Consider the following 17,335-nt stretch of genomic DNA (forward strand, 5'->3'; position numbering starts at 1 on the left):
TTACTCCCCTGCATCTGTTTGTTCATTAGCAAACCACGATTCTCTGGCTTTCATGATAAGTGCAGCAGCTTGCTGTTCTTCCATACCACCTATTTCAACTAACTCATCGACGGCGAGTTCAGCTAAATCATCAAGATCAGTGATACCTTTACTTCCCAAAGTTAACGCGAGATCACGCGTCATCCCTTCCATATTTATCAGCTCTTGAGTTGGCTCTGCTGACTCCAGCTGTTCTTCACTTGCAATCGCGCGAGTTAAAAGTACATCTCTTGCTCTCGAACGAAGTTCAGCAACGATATCGGCATCAAACTCTTCAATGTCGAGCATTTCATGCTCTGGGACATAAGCCACTTCTTCAAGTGATGAGAAGCCTTCTTGGGCCAGAATTAATGCAACATCTTCATCGACATCAAGATCCGCCATGAAGGTTTTGATTAATTCGCCAATTTCAGACTCTGCTTTTTTGTCAGCATCAGAAGCTGACATCACATTGAGTTCCCACCCCGTTAATTGGCTGGCTAAGCGCACATTTTGTCCACCGCGACCAATCGCTTGAGATAACTGAGCATCTTCAACAGCAATGTCCATGCTATGCGCGTCTTCATCAACAACGATAGATAAAACTTCAGCTGGCGCCATGGCATTAATAGCAAATCGAGCAACATCTTCATCCCAAAGGATAATATCAACACGCTCTCCAGCTAGCTCATTAGTGACTGCTTGAACACGTGATCCACGCATACCGACACAGGCACCAACAGGATCTATACGTGACTCTTTGGCCAGTACAGCAATCTTAGCTCGCAAACCAGCATCACGCGCCGCCCCTTTTACTTCGATCATGCCATCACTGATTTCAGGCACTTCTAAGCGGAAGAGTTCGATTAATAACTCAGGAGCAACACGGCTGACGATGAGTTGTGGACCACGACCTTCTGGTCTAATTTCTTTTAAGTAACCACGAATACGGTCACCCGTTCTGAAACTCTCACGCGGGATCATTTCTTCACGTGGTAAAAATGCTTCTGCATTACCACCAAGATCCAAAGTCACATTGCCACGCTCAACACGTTTCACTGTACCGTGAATCATTTGACCGACCTTCTCACGATATTGGTCGACTACCTGTGCGCGTTCTGCTTCACGTACTTTCTGGACAATCACCTGTTTAGCAGTCTGTGCCGCAATACGACCAAACTCAACAGACTCCATAGGTTCGCGAACATACTCACCCACTACAGCATCAGGATTGCTTTCTTGAGCATCGTCTATTGTAATTTCTGTCTCTGGTGACTGATAGTCTTCATCTTCGACGATCAACCATTGACGAAACGTTTCGTAATTACCTGTGACACGATCGATCTGTACATGTGCATCCAATGCCATGTCGTAGCGTTTACGTGTAGCCATCGCTAACGCCGCTTCAATTGCCTGAAAAATCACTTCCTTGCCCACGCCTTTTTCATTAGACATGGCATCGACAACCAATAAAATTTCTTTGTTATTCATCACGCCCCCAGTGGATTACGTAGCAGACCAAATCCAGCTCAGTATTCAATATATTAACCGCTAATAATACGCTTGTTTTAGGCAACAAGTCTTGCTTTTGCTAACTTTGCCAAAGGCAAGGCATATACCTCACCATCCACTTCTATTAAGATCTCACCATCACTAAAGCCCTCTAATACGCCCTTGAAATTACGTCGGCCAGCGACAGGTAATTTCATTGTTATTTTGGCTTCAGCACCTTTAAATCTTTCAAAGTCCCGAGCCTTAAATAAAGGTCGATCAAATCCTGGGGATGATACTTCCAGCACGTAAGCACTTCGAATTGGCTCTTCTACATCAAGAATACCGCTCACTTGATGACTAACCCTTTCACAGTCTTCTATACCAATGCCTTGCTCAGCATCAATGTAGATTCGTAAGATAGGATCGGGGCCGCCCTGGATATATTCAATGCCTACCAATTCATATCCAAGAGTCTCAATGGAAGACTCAACAAGTTGTTCAATCTGATCAGTAATGGCCATAAGTATGTATTAAGCCTTGCGGCTTAAATCAATTCTCCAGAAAAACAAAAACCCCATACAGGGGCCCGGAATTCAAAATATTGTCATGCGGCTAATCTACACCGCTCTGCCATAAGCATCTGTGCTGGAATAAGCTTGCTTCCAGTACTGATTGCTCTCCAGAAAGCACAGAATATTAACAGAAACCTACCCGTCACAGCAACTTAAACTATTTATAGCCACAAACTCAGTTTTACTTGCTTCAACCACACAATCATGAATCAACTGACATTCATGCTATGAAAATTACCTTTATATCTTTCTTGGGAAAACTTTCATTCCTGCAGTCAGGTCAGTTTGTTTTCTGTAAGCACAGGAAAAGTAACTCATGAAAATATCACTATCTCGTTTTATTCTTTATTTTTTATGTTCTATAAGTGTCAGCCATCCTCTCTCTGCTGACAGTGAACATGCTTCAGATTACATAGTGTTTAAAACAATAGAAGATGAAGATACTAGTAGTGACTGTACACAACGAGGCGGATTACGTATCTATGTTGAGAATATTCATCCAAAAAAAGTAATCGATATCAGTTTAGATCGTTATTTTTCCGATGTAAGGCAGGCTGGTCGCTCCATGTTTGCTCTGCAAAGCGGTCACATGCAAGCACTAGGCTGTAACGTTGTTATGGAGAGTCAGCAGCATTGGGAATTAGTTAATGCCACATTTATAGAAAAAGAAGATGCGATCAAGAGATACGGTGAGGTGTATTAACGCCCAATAAAAAAGCTCAAAACAACAAGTTGTTTTGAGCTTTTTATATTCTATTGGTAGCGGGGGCTGGATTTGAACCAACGACCTTCGGGTTATGAGCCCGACGAGCTACCAGGCTGCTCCACCCCGCACCTGATTAAGCAATGCATTATACATACCAGTTCATGGTGACGCAAGCCTTATTCTAATTTTCTTTTAGTTTACGCGTCAGCGTGTTTCTACCCCACCCTAATAATTTAGCTGCTTCCTGACGTTTACCTGCTGTTTTCTCGAGAGCAACTTCCATCAGTAAATGCTCGATAAGTGGAACAACATCTGCCAGTGCACCTTCCTGTCCAGTCAAAGCCTTGTTTGCTGCCCATTGTCTGAACAACTGTTGCCAGTCACCGCCTTGTCTACCGTTATTGGCATCTATTGTTTCTGTAGAGAGCTCGACAGGCAAATCATCCATCTGAACGACTTGCCCAGGTGACATGACTGTCAGCCAACGACACGTGTTCTCTAATTGTCGAACATTTCCTGGCCAAGGTAATTGGGATAAATACATCTCCACATCAGTTGCAACTGATTTCGTTGACATATTTAATTCTTTAGCAGCCTTATTCAGAAAATAAGCGACCAAAGCTGGAATATCCTCTCGACGTTCACGAAGTGATGGAATATGAATTCGAATGACATTCAGCCGATGAAATAAATCTTCACGGAAATCGCCTCGCTCAACAAGCTTTTCAAGATTTTGATGGGTTGCGGCAATGATTCGAACATCTACTTTTACTGCACTATGTCCACCAACTCGGAAAAACTCACCATCTGATAGCACACGCAAGAGTCGTGTTTGTAGCTCGATAGGCATATCCCCGATTTCGTCTAGGAATAAGGTACCGCCATTAGCTTGTTCAAACCGACCTTTTCGCTGTACATGCGCGCCAGTGAAGGCCCCTTTTTCATGGCCAAACAATTCTGATTCGAGTAGCTCTTTGGGGATTGCAGCCATGTTTAAAGCAATGAAAGGACCATGCTTTCTCGGGCTATGACGATGCAGTGCTTGAGCAACTAATTCTTTCCCTGTTCCTGACTCCCCATTCACCATGACGGTGATATTTGAACGCGCCAGCCGTCCTATCGCTCTAAAAACCTCTTGCATTGCAGGTGCTTCACCAACAATATCTGTGCCGATATTTACATTTTCAGCGGGCTCGCTATTCTGTTCACGACTATGACTGATAGCCCGTTGGACTAGCTCAACCGCCTCATCAACATCAAATGGTTTGGGTAAATATTCAAACGCCCCACCTTCGTATACAGATACGGCACTATCCAAATCAGAATAGGCCGTCATAATAATCACCGGTAACTCTGGGTAGCGTTCTTTAATTTCAGATAGAAGTTCAAGACCATCAATACCAGGCATTCTGATATCGCTGATTAATACATCCGGTCTTTGTTCACGACCTTGTTTTAGCTCATTAAGTGCGATATCACCGGTTTCAAAAGCGCGAACTGTAATATCAACCACTTCCAATGCTTTTTGTAAAACCCACCGAATTGATCGGTCATCATCAACAATCCAAGCTATCGCTCTGCTAGCGCTCACGTCCAAACTCCAAAGGAAATGTTACGGAAAAAATAGTTTGTCCAACTTTGCTGGAGCAGCTGACTGTTCCACCATTGCGTTGCACTAAGTTCTGTACCAAATACAACCCAAGTCCAGTTCCATCAGCTCTTCCAGTAACTAATGGATAAAACAAACTATCTTGAAGAGATTCGGGGATGCCAGGGCCATTGTCTTCAACCTCAACTAACACCCCTAAACGGTAATATTGTTTTTCAATGGTGATATTTCGCTGTATCCGGGTCCGAAGGATAATTAAACCTACGCCATGCATAGCTTGAACAGCATTTCTCACAATATTGAGAAAAATCTGAATCAGCTGGTCAAAATCAGCAAAAAGATCAGGAATACTCGGGTCATAATCAATCTTAAACTTAAGTCGTTCATCAACTTCAATATCCACCAATTGGCGAACATGCTGAAGAATTTCATGAATGTTGGTATGTCGTTTTTCAGGTTGCTGATTTGGTCCCAGCATTCTGTTCATCAAGTTCTGTAGACGATCCGCTTCCGTGATAATGATACGTGTGTATTCTTTTAAATCTTCAGAGTCTAGCTGTCTCTCAAGTAATTGTGCCGCACCACGTAAACCGCCTAATGGGTTTTTTATTTCATGGGCAAGGCCACGCACGACTTGCTGTTGAGTGTGAAGATTTTCATCCCTACTGATCCTTTGTTGATAATCAAGTAATGCAAGTTCAAGAATGACATAAGAGTCATCTGTATCCAGTACCTTAATAGAGCAATCTACAAGTACTTCACCGCTGGCCGGCAAAAACAAATGGACTTCACGCTCAATCAAAGCTTGACCTGTGGATACCACTCGTTCAAGTGATTTAAAAAGCTTTTTTCGCCTGGAAGTAGGGTTTGTAGAGGAATGTTTTCAGCTTGGCGCTGGCTAATTTCAAATAAAATTTCAGTTGCTGTGTTGATATAACTAACCCGTAAAGCTGAATCTAAGATCAGCACGGAAGTAGATAAACTTTCCAATACATCATTGCTGTTGAAAGTATTGTGACTCATAGTGGTAACACTCATATTCATGCGTAATTTGATAGCAAAAAACGCTCCACATTTGAGCACTATCAAAATGTTTAAAGTTAAGCTATTGATTGCTATAGAAACAAGGTTAAGTTGTACTCGAACAACTCATTGACACCACTTAATTGTATCTCTTTTATGCACCAAAGAAGTGCATACAGAAATGCTTCAATTTGCTGAAGAATTGTTGAGTTTAGATGCCCGGTGTAGATGGAATACAATACTTTCGCTAAGCAACTCTTGACCATTAGCATCAATAAGCTTGGCCACAAGCTCATGCGAGCCCCTGCTGAGGTTACTGAACTGATAGGTTAATGTGATCTGGGGCTCACCTACAGTTTGTCCATCAAGAAATAGCTGAATACCATCACCTCTTTCCTGGCTCAAAGCAGGCTCCACGCTTAAGGTCACTGTGACATCTCCATCATTGACCCATATGCTCTCATTAGCTGCTGGCGCAGTGATGGATAGTTGATAGTCTGGAACCGGTGACGACGTGTCCTGTTCGACGTTTTCATTCATTGACGTGACAGGCTCAACATCTGGAGAGGAGTATGTCGTTGACGCAGGCAGTTCAATGAGCTCAGCACCTGGTCTTTCTTCATCAGAAAAAACAACTGTTCCGCTGGGATCTACCCAGCGATAAATTGCTGTTAGCCCTTGCGTGCTGAATAATAAGAAGAAAATCAGGTATATAACTCTCATTCGCTCAGCATATTCCACTGTGGAATTTACCGCAACTCACAGATATAAAAAAAGCGCCCCGAAAGGCGCTTTTTTGTTAGCTTCATCACATAAGTGATTAAACACTGTAGTACAAGTCGTATTCCACTGGATGAGTTTCCATACGGATACGTGTAACTTCTTCCATTTTTAATGCAATGTAAGCATCAATCATATCATCAGTAAATACGCCACCTTCTGTTAAGAAAGCACGGTCTTCACTTAATGAATCAAGCGCTTGATCCAGAGAGTGACATACTGTTGGAATTTCTGCTGCTTCTTCTGCTGGTAAGTCATACAGATCTTTATCCATCGCATCACCAGGATGGATTTTGTTTTTAATACCATCTAAGCCAGCCATCAACATTGCCGAGAATGCCAGGTACGGATTCGCTGTTGGATCAGGGAAACGTACTTCAATACGACGACCTTTAGGATTGTTTACGAAAGGAATACGGATTGACGCAGAACGGTTACGTGCAGAGTAAGCCAACATAACTGGCGCTTCAAAACCAGGTACAAGACGTTTGTAGCTATTTGTTGATGCGTTGGTAAAGGCATTCAGTGCACGAGCATGTTTGATGATACCACCGATGTAGTACAGTGCTGTTTCTGATAAGCCGCCGTATTTGTTACCAGTGAATTGGTTTTCACCATCTTTTGAGAACGATTGGTGAACGTGCATACCACTACCGTTATCACCGACGATTGGTTTTGGCATGAATGTCGCTGTTTTGCCGTAGGCATGAGCCACATTATGTACAACATATTTCAGCGCTTGAACTTCATCCGCTTTTTTGACTAAGGTATTGAATTTAACACCAATTTCGCACTGACCAGCAGTGGCAACTTCATGGTGATGAACTTCAACTGGTAAGCCCATTTCTTCCATAGTCAAGCACATTGCTGCACGAATATCATTAAGAGAGTCAACAGGTGGTACAGGGAAATAGCCGCCTTTTACTTTTGGACGGTGACCTTTGTTACCATCAGCAAAGACTTTTTCAGTATTCCAAGCAGACTCATCTGAGTCGACTTTAAAGAATGATCCTGACATGTCGCTGCCCCAACGAACATCATCTAAGATGAAAAATTCTGGTTCAGGACCGAAGAAAGCAGTATCACCCAGACCTGTCGATTGCAGGTAAGCCTCTGCACGTTTTGCCACACTACGTGGGTCACGCTCGTAACCTTGCATTGTTGCAGGTTCAACGATGTCGCAACGGATAATCAACGTGTTGTCATCCATAAATGGATCCATCACTGCTGTTTCAGGATCCGGCATTAAAATCATGTCTGATTCATTAATACCTTTCCATCCAGCAACAGAAGAGCCATCGAACATTGCGCCTTCTGTGAAGGTATCTTCTTCAATAGTGTGTGCAGGGTAAGAAACATGTTGTTCTTTACCACGCGTATCGGTGAAACGGAAGTCAACAAATTTGACATCCTCATCTTTGATCATTTGAAGCACATTTTCGACTGACATTTAACTTCTCCAATTTTTATAAACTGCACTTTTCTTAGTGCAAACTAAACACGCGACACAATACAGCAGAAATCACGCCAACTTTTACTACATAAAAAAATCAACTATTTAGGTGCATTCGCACCAGCAACAGGCACCTAAATAGTGCATATTAACTCACTACCGCACAATATTGGTGCTATGCACCAACTCGAACCGTAATAATAAGTTCATCATCATTCTGTTGCGTGGCGATGACTTCATGACCATTAATTCGTGCCCACGCCGGAATATCGTGTAAAGCACCTGGATCTGTACAGATCACATCCAGTTCATCCCCATGACTCATCTGTTTAATCTGATTCTGGGCTTTGATGACAGGTAATGGACATAGCATCTTTCGAGCATCTAAGGTCTGCTTACTCACACATACCACTCCTGTAAAACCTGTTCGGCAGAGAGTGGAGGCGTTTTTATCTGTAAATTTCCTTGTTTTGGTAAAGCGATATCAAGTTCCACCTCATCCGCCATACGCCCCTGTCCAAAACGCGCAACAATACCCGCTGCAAGCTCATATTGTTCTTCATCCAATTTACCGTCAACCAATGCCATAGGACCACTGTGGCTGAGGGCGTGAATACTGATAAATTCTTTTCGATAACCTTCCAGAAACTTACTTTCACCGGCATCACGCGCGATGATAAGCTTAAATTCTGCACTGGGGCGAATATGTCTGCCCACTTTCAGCAGCATAATATCGTCCATCTCATATTCTCTGCTATTGCGTGCTTTCCATAAGTCGACCAACTTATCTGAATAGCTTTTATCTGTCAGGAAACAACAACCACCTGCCGGACTAGCGAAATCCGTCAAGCCAAACTCTTTCGCTAAAGCTATCTGAGGTTTTCTATTGCGTCCATGAAAGCCATAAAGCTTGCTACGATCGACCCAACCTTCTCGCTCCGGTAAAGTCTCAGGCAGATTTTTGGCACACAATGGTCTGAGTAGTAAGTCATCAGCGCCAGACTCTTCAGAGATAATCGGCATAGTCGATTTACGCTGTGACATGGGACGTTGACCAATCACTTCTCCAGTGATGATGAAATCAAAGCCATTGTGATGATTTTCTTTTATCCACTCGACCGCTTTACTCACCATAAATATTTTACAATCGAGGCATGGGTTCATATTTGCCCCATAACCATGCTTAGGGTTCAATAGAACGTCTTTGTATTCTTCTATGACATCTACGATGTGTAATTTAATGCCGAGTTGTTCAGCCACCCAGAGTGCATTGTTTCGTTTTTGTTTATCTTTGTCTTGATTACGAATGGCGTGAGTATGGCCTTCAACACAAAAACCGGTATAAAAATTAATACCCTCTACTTCAATACCTTGTTCCTGCATGACCCGAACGGCGAGCATGGAATCTAGGCCACCTGAAATCAGGGCGACTGCTTTATGTTTTTTTTCCATCATTTTTTCTAAATCTAAGCTGTTCCACCGACAGTCAGTGCGTCAATTTTCAGGGTGGGCTGTCCCACACCGACAGGCACACTCTGTCCTTCTTTACCACAATTACCAACGCCAGTATCTAGTTCTAAATCATCGGCGACCATGGATATACGTTGCATGACCTCTGGTCCATTTCCAATAAGTGTTGCCCCTTTTACCGGTGTAGTGACTTTACCGTTTTCAATGAGATAGGCTTCACTGGTAGAGAAAACGAATTTGCCGGACGTAATATCGACCTGACCACCACCAAAATTAACGGCGTAAATACCTTTCTCAACAGAAGCAATGATTTCTTCCGCTTTGTGGTCACCAGGTAACATGTACGTATTTGTCATACGTGGCATCGGCAAATGCGCATAGGATTCTCTCCTCCCATTCCCCGTACTTGCTTTGCCCATCAGACGGGCATTATGTTTGTCCTGCATGTATCCGGTCAGCTTGCCCTTTTCGATGAGTGTGGTGAATTGCGTTTCAACCCCTTCATCATCGACATTGAGTGAGCCCCTGCGTGATGGCAACGTACCATCATCTACCACGGTACATAAAGGCGAAGCCACTTGCTCGCCCATCTTGCCTGAGAAGGTAGATGTACCTCGGCGGTTAAAATCGCCTTCTAAGCCATGACCAACGGCTTCATGTAATAAAACACCAGGCCAGCCACTACCTAGTACGACAGGCATCGTTCCAGCAGGTGCTGCCACCGCCTCTAGGTTAACTAACGCTAATCTGACGGCTTCCTTTGCATAGTTAACAGCAAGGTTATTTTGTTGAAAATAACGATAATCCATCCGTCGTCCACCACCAGCGCTGCCGCGTTCGCGTCGACCATTATGCTCAACAATCACACTGACATTCATGCGTACAAGCGGTCTGATATCGGTGGCATACGTACCATCACTCGCCGCAATCAGGACCGTGTCAATACCACCAGCCAGGCTAACACTGACTTGTTTCACTCGAGGATCGGCCGATCTTGCTGCAGCGTCGGCTTCTCGTAATAAGTTGAGTTTTTCAGTCACGGTTAAGGCAAGAATGGGATCATCTGGGGTGTACAGTATTGGGGATTGCTGTTTTTTCCAGACAGCTACGGATTGTTGAGAGCCTTGTCTTGAAATAGCTTGAGCTGCCTTGGCTGCTTTTTGTAAAGCCGGTAAAACCAAATCGTCGGAATAGGCAAAACCGGTTTTCTCACCGCTACAGGCTCTGACACCCACACCTTGTTCAAGATGATAACCACCATCTTTGATAATGCCATCTTCCAGCACCCAGTTTTCTTGTCTGGATTGCTGGAAATACAAATCGGCATAGTCAACACCAGCCGTCATTGTTGTAGCTAATGCATTTTCCAGATCGTTATCCGTTAAACCAACAGGAAGCAGGAGTTGCTGTTGTACTTGCTCGGGAATCGAAGCGCTCATTAATACAGAATCATCGGTTATTTAAGATAAGCACATGATATCAGATTCTATTGCTGAGCTGGATTCACGACATTGAGTTTAGGGTCGTTCCAGGGTCCCGTTAACTGATAACTGTAGCTAATTAAGTTAATCACATCCCTATCCAGAACACTGCCAGCAATTTTATCGAACAGTAAGATAGCCGTCCCCACTCCGAGGCCAACAGGGCCACCCGCTACTGCACCAGCGATAGGTAAGGTTGATGACACTTTAGGCGTAATTTTGACTACTTGGTTGTAAGTTTGATTAACCAGATCGATCGGGCCTTTCATTTCAATAACCGCTGAATCACCTTGCATGGTTAAATCTTTCGTTGAGGCGATACCATTATTAAACTGAAAATCGCCTTTGATACTACTGAAATCAAAGCCGCCGCCAAACAAATCACTAAAATCCAATGATAAGCGACGTGGAATCGCCGCAATACTTAACAGCCCAAAAATTCTGCCAGCAGCGCCCGGCTCCACCTCAAGTAAACTTCCCCGTCCGACAGACAAATCCAGTTGTCCATTCAATTGTTGGCGAGTAAAAGACATAGGATCCGCATTCCAGTTCAGATCCGCATCGATTTTGACTTGTCTGGCTGCGATCACTTCCTGATAATTAAGGTGTGCCAGCAGAGCTCTCAGATCATCACTTTCTACATTCACAATAAAATGACTTGTATCGTCAGATTCAGTCTGCAGCCAATCACCTGTAGCGGAGGCACGCATGACTTTTGATGATAACTCAGCATTTTTCATCCGCCATTGATTCGGTGAGGCTTCACCCTGAAGTGTCAGTTGACCTAAATCAAGATCATTAATCTTAAGGGAGCGTATCGCTAATTGTATTGCTGGCCACAATGCTGCCTTTTTATCTTCCCTCGTCTCATCATCTGCTTGTTCATTCGCAACTTGTAAGTTCAGATAATCAAGATTGATATTAAGTGGCGTCTGGTTGTTTATCTGTTTTGGAATCGATACCCGACCTTTTATCTGAGGCGAGTTTAAATCGAACTGCCAGTCAGAGCTCGTATGATGACCCGAGAGTTGAAGATGGTTTATCACCTGCTCTGAGATCAAGACTTTTGATAAGGTCAAATTGATACCGTCAATCAGGTCAAGCGCTGACGCATTCGTCGTGTCCGGCAAAGATTCCTGCCAATCCAGCCAAGGTTCAATATCAAGCGTTTCTATATTGCCCGTCAGTTGCAAGCCGTTAAGATTGGTATCTGCTGCTTGTCCGCCAAGCTTAATTTGCCCCGACAGTGACTTACCTGCATTGGAATGAATAGCAGCATTCAGCCAATCGCTATAACTGATGGTATACATCATTCCATCGTCTTTTTCTTGTATTGCCGCTTGCAGCCGAACCGGTAGCGATGCTGATTTTCCTAATGGTTCGGGCGCATCAATGCTTATCCCTTGCAGATCAGTACGCAATGAGACGTTGAGCTCAAACTCACCCGGCCTTGGCTCACTAACGGTAATTCCTGTCAGATAGTCACTTTCACCCGTAACAAATGCAGGCACAGTACCGGGCCAGTGCTGATTAAGCGTTGATACTGCGACTCTGCCATTAATATCAATATAGGTTTTATCTTGTTCGGTTTTTGCATTTATCTCTATGGGTTCATCAAATGCTGTCGCGGTAATTTTTTCTGCTGATACGCCCTTATTACTGAAAAAAGACGGCCATTAATCTTATTTACTTCAAGTCCAGTAATGGCCTTTGTTATTAACTGGCTTTGATTAAAACTGACATAGCCTTTAGCCTGCGCACTATCAGGATCAACTAATGGCACCGTTAAATCCAGTTGAATATCGCTGCTACCCTTAGCCTGAAGCCAATCATCTATACTGCCAAAGCGTGACTTTAACGGGCTTTGTTTTAGGAAAGCCAAAGCGTTACTGGTTGAACCATTTAACAGGCCACTGACTTTCAAAATCGGATTACTCTTAACGAGATTACTGATAGTAGTGGTGACTTTATTAAAGTTAAAACCCGCTATTTGACCTGACTCACTCTGGATTAATAAGTTATTGCCTTGCCCTTCAACTGTGCCATTGACATGCATAATGTCCGGCCAACCTGGGCCATAATGTAACTGAACATCTTCAACATTGAGCTTCATATCGAAGCTGCCACGTTCGGGTTCTGATTCAAAAGGAAAGGCTGAAGGATCCCCTTTCATCGTTATCGTACCTGACCGGATAATCCCTTGACGGAACGCATCTGCAGACCATTCTTCAAAGTCTGCTGGCAAAATTCTTTTCGGGACATAATTCCGCCATGTATTAACAACCACGTCTTGTATGGTTAGTATGAGATTGGTATCGGTAATACCATTGGCTTGCTGGATTTCACCATTGAGAAGAATGTTTAAGTCATCATTCCATATTTGAAGAGCATCAGCATTTACTCTCCAGCTCGCATCCTGATTCTGCCATGTTAACTGTCCTGTAATTGAATCAAACAACACAGAATCTGGCAGCCAAGTATCCGCATAAATGCTCGTTGCACGACTATTGAGTTCCAAGGTGCCTTTATATTTTTTCTTATCAAGTGAAAAGCTGACATCATTCGCCCCCGGATAATCCTGCCACGGTAAGAAAGATACACCGCTCGCACTCATGGAAAGTTCATCAAGCCCGGTCTGCTCAGTATAGGTAAAAGCGACATTCTGCAGATCCCCGGCAGGTTTGGTGTTCACTAATATTGCCGGCATTTCATTCATCAGTAATGCCATTGCGGTGACGTCACTCAAACGAACAAAGGAAACGTCTCCAGACAATGCACCACTCTGTTCACGTTTTACATCGAACGTTGTCATTGGCCAATCTTCACCAGCCATTCTGATTTGAACCTGTTTACCTTCCACCTGCCACTGATTAGCCGTGTAATCAAGTTGAAAGTGTCCCACAAGCTGCTCAAGACTGACCTCGGTGAACTCATCAGCCGGTTTAGATGAAGACAAAGTGGTGTCTGAGAGTTCAAGCTCAAGTCCTGCCAGCAAGGCTTGATTATCTGCTTTCTGTACATTGAGTGTCGCCGATAATAGGCCTTCATCTAACTTTGCGCCGCGGTATGCTCTTTTTTCAAAAGACTCCCAAGAGACACTTCATCAACACGTACTTGCCCCTGCCATGACGTCAGACTCAATGCCTTATCAATGTGTGCTGTAGCAGATAAGTTAAGATGATTGCCCAGTGAATCGGGTAAATTCAGATCGGCTTGAGCGAGAAGCTGTTCATCGTTGAAACTCAGAGAAGCATGTTCAATAGTGTATAAACCAGTTAAGGCGGGTTCGTTTTCATCTTTGTACTGAACCTGAATATTGGAAAGTTGTGACTGCTTAAGACGCGTTAACCAATGAAAAACTGTTTGAATGTTATCTTCGCTAAGCGCCTGCTGAGGTTGACTTTCATAGCCTTTAACGCGGAACTGACCATCAGCCGTATGTTCAACATTAACTTTGGCATTACGGATACTGGCATCCGCAATCATCAGCTCGCCACTACGAATAGATGAAAAAACATCCACCGCCAGATAAATCTGTCCGGCCTGGAAAATGGGTGTATTCCCTTGTTTCGCCAAGACCTTTACCTGACGAATTTCCAGTTTAGGAATGAGATCAAGCCAATATAAACCGGCTTTTTCGATTTCTACAGGATAACCGCTTTGCTGAGACGCCCAGCTGGCAATTTCGTCTTTTCGCTCTGCAACCTGATCTGACAGCCAGATAGCAGTTATCAGTAATAAAAGTCCTAGCGTAATAGAAATCGCGGTGAGATAAAATAATTGCCGACCGGCAATGTGCAGGCTGCTTTTTAGCATCAGACACCTACATCAGCACGACGTTAAACTGCTCACGTCCATACTGTGGTTCACACTGGAACAGTATAGGTTTACCAATATGGTGTTCTAAATCAGCCACTTTGGTTGAATCCTCATCATTCAATCGGTCAATCACATCTTGAGACGCCAGTATCAGAAACTGTTTTGTCTCATACTGCTTGGACTCACGAACAATTTCCCGGAAGATTTCATAACATACCGTCTCGACGTTCTTGGTATAGCCTTTTCCTTCACAGCAAGGGCAAGGTTCACACAGAATATGGCCTAAACTTTCTCGGGTTCGTTTACGTGTCATTTCAACCAGCCCAAGCTCTGACACGGCACTGATATTGTGACGAGCCCGATCTAATTGCATGGCTTTTTCCAAAGCACGCAACACTTGTTCACGATGACCAATTTCTTCCATATCAATGAAATCGATGATAATGATGCCACCCAAATTACGAACACGTAACTGACGAGCAATGGCATGCGCAGCTTCTAAGTTGGTTTTGAAGATGGTTTCTTCCAAATTTTTATGACCAACAAAGCCGCCTGTATTCACATCCACCGTTGTCATCGCTTCGGTTTGATCAAAAATGAGATAACCACCAGACTTCAAGGGCACCTTACGTTGCAAGGCTTTCTGAATTTCGTCTTCTACACTGAATAAATCGAATAAGGGTAAATCCCCTTTATAGTGCTCAAGCCGAGCGGCACATTCAGGCATAAACCCCTCAGCAAAGTGCACGGCTTTGTGAAAGGTCTCTTCGGAGTCAATACGTATCCGATCAATATCTGCAGAAAACAAATCACGTAAGGCGCGCATGGCAAGTGATAAGTCTTCATGCAGCGGGTCACCACATTTAACGAGTTGTTTGCGTTCTTGCAGTTTTGCCCACAACCGATAAAGAAATTTCAGATCAGCTTCTAATTCCGCCTCAGAAACGCCTTCTGCTGCTGTACGAAGAATATAACCACCAGCGCCTTCATCAAGTAAGCTTATCAAGCAAGCTTTTAAGCGTTCCCGTTCCTGCTCAGTTTCAATTTTTAAGGAAACCCCAATCCCTTCAGTTTCCGGCATATAAACTAAATATCGCGAAGATACAGAAAGCTGTGTTGTCAGACGTGCGCCCTTTGTTCCCATCGGGTCTTTTATGACCTGAACCAGAATCTCCTGACCTTCACGCAACAGACTGCTAATAGTTGGCTCAACATTAGGCGCTTCTTTCAAATCCCCCGTTTGGCCCTTGGGAATAGAAATATCTGAAACATGTAAAAAAGCGGCCCTTGCTAGGCCAATTTCTACAAAAGCCGCTTGCATACCAGGCAAGACACGACAGACTTTGCCTTTGTATATATTCCCAACTAGCCCTCGATATTCATTACGCTCAATGAATACTTCTTGAAGTAGACCATTTTCAACTACGGCTGCACGAGTTTCACTCGGCGTCACGTTGATTAATATTTCACTACTCACATTCAGTCATCCATTGTTAATAAAAGTTGTCCCGTTTCCCTGATGGGTAATCCCATAATGCCAGAATAACTACCTTCTATATGCTCGATAAATAATGCAGCTAAGCCCTGAACCGCATAACCACCAGCTTTATCAACACCCTCTTTAGTCTTGATGTACCAGAAAATATCCTGTTCACTCAATTCAGCGAAACAAACATTATTGACTGAAACAGCTGTCCACAACCTGTCAGCGCGTGTTAGTGCAATTGCCGTCATCACTTGATGTGTTTTACCTGACAACATTCTTAACATACTGGCAGCTTGTTCGTCATTTTGAGGTTTACCCAAAATCGTTTTATCAATAACTACCGCGGTGTCTGCAGCCAGTACTGGCTTTCTGTCAGCTGCTAACAATAAGCCTCGTCCCGCTTCAGCCTTCAATCTAGCTATACGACTCACATAATCAATTGGGAGTTCGTTCTCCAGCACAGATTCATCAATATCAGGATTAATGACTGAAAAATCCACACCCATCTGTAACAAAAGTTCGCGTCGCCTAGGTGAACGCGATGCCAAATAAATAGATGGAAAGTTCATGAACGATGATAGGGGTGATTTTGAAGGATGGTCCAGGCCCGATAGAGCTGTTCGGCCAGTACAATACGAACCAGTGGATGAGGCAGGGTCAACGCGGATAAGGACCATTTCTGGTCCGCTCGCTGAAGACAGCTGGGGTCCAAACCGTCTGGTCCACCAATCATTAGGGCAACGTCACGCCCATCACTGAGCCATTGCTGCATATGTAATGATAAGTCTTCTGTACTCCAGCTCTTTCCCGTCACCTCTAAGGCAACTGCATGATGGTTATCAGCAATCGAAGCCAGAATCCGCTGACCTTCCTCTCTCTTCCACTGTTCTGGCTGCGCATTTTTGCTACGGCGAGCTGGCATGATTTCGGTCAGTTGAAGTGCACACTCTCTTGGCATTCGCTTACTGTATTCTTCATAGCCCTCGCTTACCCAACCTGGCATTTTATTGCCAACAGCGACAAGATTTATCTTCATTCTTGTTCAGCCGACGCCTTTTCATTCTGTGCAGGTACAGCCCATAATTTCTCAAGGTTATAAGTAAGACGTGTTTGAGGCGTCATGATGTGTGTAATCACATCACCTAAATCTACAAGCGCCCATTCGCCAACCGTTTCACCTTCAACTCCTAAAGGTTGAACACCTGCCGCTTTCGCTTGCATGACGACTTCATTTGCCAAGGCTTTCACCTGACGGCTGGATTTACCGGTAGCGATAATCATAATATCTGTCACATCGGTCATTTCTTTGACATCCAGCACTTGGATATCTTCTGCTTTAATGTCTTCGAGCGCATCGATGACGAGTAGTTTTAATTGTTCTGCCTGCATTGGGCACTCCATTTAATATATCTGCTACATAGTGT

General features: G+C 43.8%; 17 protein-coding genes, 1 tRNA gene and 1 pseudogene. 1 reads left to right on the forward strand and 18 read right to left on the reverse strand.

Features of this window, described 5'->3' with window-relative positions:
* Positions 1–1,509, reverse strand: a complete 1,509-nt coding sequence (gene nusA, locus QUE24_RS03345) for a transcription termination factor NusA (RefSeq protein WP_286305247.1) — start codon at positions 1,507–1,509, stop codon at positions 1–3.
* Between the two features lie 77 nt (positions 1,510–1,586).
* Positions 1,587–2,033 (reverse strand): ribosome maturation factor RimP, encoded by a 447-nt coding sequence (gene rimP / locus QUE24_RS03350; protein WP_286305248.1) that lies wholly within the window; start codon positions 2,031–2,033, stop codon positions 1,587–1,589.
* Positions 2,034–2,400: 367 nt separating this feature from the next.
* Between rimP and QUE24_RS03355 the strand changes: the two genes are divergently transcribed.
* Positions 2,401–2,787, forward strand: a complete 387-nt coding sequence (locus QUE24_RS03355; protein ID WP_286305249.1) for a hypothetical protein — start codon at positions 2,401–2,403, stop codon at positions 2,785–2,787.
* 54 nt (positions 2,788–2,841) lie between these two features.
* Here QUE24_RS03355 and QUE24_RS03360 read toward each other — a convergent pair.
* The 16 genes and pseudogenes from QUE24_RS03360 to rsfS form a co-directional block, all read right to left on the reverse strand.
* Positions 2,842–2,918, reverse strand: a tRNA-Met gene (locus QUE24_RS03360).
* Positions 2,919–2,971: 53 nt separating this feature from the next.
* Positions 2,972–4,381 carry a nitrogen regulation protein NR(I) gene (ntrC, locus tag QUE24_RS03365; protein ID WP_286305250.1) on the reverse strand — a complete coding sequence of 470 codons (1,410 nt, stop codon included), beginning with the start codon at positions 4,379–4,381 and terminating at the stop codon, positions 2,972–2,974.
* Positions 4,371–5,201, reverse strand: coding sequence for a nitrogen regulation protein NR(II) (gene glnL, locus QUE24_RS03370; protein WP_286305251.1), 831 nt, complete (start codon positions 5,199–5,201; stop codon positions 4,371–4,373). The genes ntrC and glnL overlap by 11 nt, the downstream gene beginning before the upstream one ends.
* Entirely contained in the window at positions 5,198–5,422 is a 225-nt protein-coding gene (locus QUE24_RS03375) for a PAS domain-containing protein (RefSeq protein WP_286305252.1), read from the reverse strand. The genes glnL and QUE24_RS03375 overlap by 4 nt, the downstream gene beginning before the upstream one ends.
* Positions 5,423–5,608: 186 nt before the next feature.
* A complete protein-coding gene (locus tag QUE24_RS03380) occupies positions 5,609–6,145 on the reverse strand; it encodes a DUF4124 domain-containing protein (RefSeq protein ID WP_286305253.1) in 537 nt (178 codons plus the stop codon).
* Positions 6,146–6,242: 97 nt separating this feature from the next.
* Entirely contained in the window at positions 6,243–7,652 is a 1,410-nt protein-coding gene (gene glnA / locus QUE24_RS03385) for a glutamate--ammonia ligase (protein ID WP_286305254.1), read from the reverse strand.
* 178 nt (positions 7,653–7,830) lie between these two features.
* A complete protein-coding gene (locus tag QUE24_RS03390; RefSeq protein ID WP_286305255.1) occupies positions 7,831–8,058 on the reverse strand; it encodes a sulfurtransferase TusA family protein in 228 nt (75 codons plus the stop codon).
* A complete protein-coding gene (locus QUE24_RS03395; RefSeq protein ID WP_286306066.1) occupies positions 8,055–9,107 on the reverse strand; it encodes a tRNA (5-methylaminomethyl-2-thiouridylate)-methyltransferase in 1,053 nt (350 codons plus the stop codon). Before QUE24_RS03395 ends, QUE24_RS03390 begins: the two co-directional genes overlap by 4 nt.
* A gap of 14 nt (positions 9,108–9,121) precedes the next feature.
* On the reverse strand, positions 9,122–10,564 hold the full coding sequence (gene tldD, locus QUE24_RS03400; protein WP_286305256.1) for a metalloprotease TldD: 1,443 nt from the start codon (positions 10,562–10,564) through the stop codon (positions 9,122–9,124).
* A 47-nt stretch (positions 10,565–10,611) separates the two neighbouring features.
* Complete coding sequence (locus QUE24_RS03405; protein WP_491562455.1) at positions 10,612–12,240, reverse strand: YhdP family phospholipid transporter; 1,629 nt, start codon at positions 12,238–12,240, stop codon at positions 10,612–10,614.
* Positions 12,210–13,604 (reverse strand): annotated as a pseudogene (locus tag QUE24_RS03415) (YhdP family protein); the annotation flags it as partial. The pseudogene QUE24_RS03415 and the gene QUE24_RS03405, both read right to left, overlap by 31 nt.
* A 50-nt stretch (positions 13,605–13,654) precedes the next feature.
* A complete protein-coding gene (locus QUE24_RS03420) occupies positions 13,655–14,422 on the reverse strand; it encodes a YhdP family protein (protein WP_286305259.1) in 768 nt (255 codons plus the stop codon).
* A 7-nt stretch (positions 14,423–14,429) separates the two neighbouring features.
* Positions 14,430–15,902 carry a ribonuclease G gene (gene rng, locus QUE24_RS03425; protein ID WP_286305260.1) on the reverse strand — a complete coding sequence of 491 codons (1,473 nt, stop codon included), beginning with the start codon at positions 15,900–15,902 and terminating at the stop codon, positions 14,430–14,432.
* 2 nt (positions 15,903–15,904) lie between these two features.
* Positions 15,905–16,480 (reverse strand): Maf family protein, encoded by a 576-nt coding sequence (locus QUE24_RS03430; RefSeq protein ID WP_286305261.1) that lies wholly within the window; start codon positions 16,478–16,480, stop codon positions 15,905–15,907.
* Positions 16,477–16,947: a 23S rRNA (pseudouridine(1915)-N(3))-methyltransferase RlmH gene (gene rlmH / locus QUE24_RS03435; protein WP_286305262.1), complete on the reverse strand. Its 471-nt coding sequence runs from the start codon at positions 16,945–16,947 to the stop codon at positions 16,477–16,479. The genes QUE24_RS03430 and rlmH overlap by 4 nt, the downstream gene beginning before the upstream one ends.
* Positions 16,944–17,300 carry a ribosome silencing factor gene (rsfS, locus tag QUE24_RS03440; protein ID WP_286305263.1) on the reverse strand — a complete coding sequence of 119 codons (357 nt, stop codon included), beginning with the start codon at positions 17,298–17,300 and terminating at the stop codon, positions 16,944–16,946. The genes rlmH and rsfS overlap by 4 nt, the downstream gene beginning before the upstream one ends.
* Between the last annotated feature and the right edge of the window lie 35 nt (positions 17,301–17,335).

The organism is Methylophaga marina, from assembly GCF_030296755.1.
Lineage (GTDB): Bacteria > Pseudomonadota > Gammaproteobacteria > Nitrosococcales > Methylophagaceae > Methylophaga > Methylophaga marina.